Origin of the sequence: Cognatundibacterium luofuense, from assembly GCF_018139685.1 — a bacterium.
Taxonomy (GTDB): Bacteria; Pseudomonadota; Gammaproteobacteria; order Burkholderiales; family Burkholderiaceae_D; genus Undibacterium; species Undibacterium luofuense.
In genome coordinates, this window is record NZ_JAGSPN010000482.1 from 1 (window position 1) to 310 (window position 310).

The following is a 310-nucleotide window of genomic DNA, read 5'->3' on the forward strand; positions in this document are numbered from 1 at the left end:
CCTGGAGGTTCTGAGGCAAAGATATCTGAAGCAAGCAGGTCGTTTGCTGAAGATGTTGGATTATTTAGGTCAGGAGGTGTAGACATGTCCCCAAACAAATCCATCTGGTCAACACCCAGCTTCAGTTTGTTAGCTTGATCATCAAGGGTCATTAGGGCCTCACTCCCATTCTCTTCCGCTTTGTTGGCTTCTTCAACCTTTTTCTTTTCTTCTTCCTTTTTCTTTACATTATAGATAACTTGAAAAAGGTCTTTAAGATCGACGACTAATGGTTCAGCCTGTTGCCCTGTTTTTATAGCAAAAAATTGAT

At 41.0% G+C, this 310-nt stretch carries 1 protein-coding gene; it reads right to left on the minus strand.

Going from position 1 to position 310, the window contains the following annotated elements:
- A partial coding sequence (locus KDM89_RS21320; RefSeq protein WP_212689798.1) for a hypothetical protein occupies positions 1-310 on the minus strand: 310 nt, incomplete at both ends.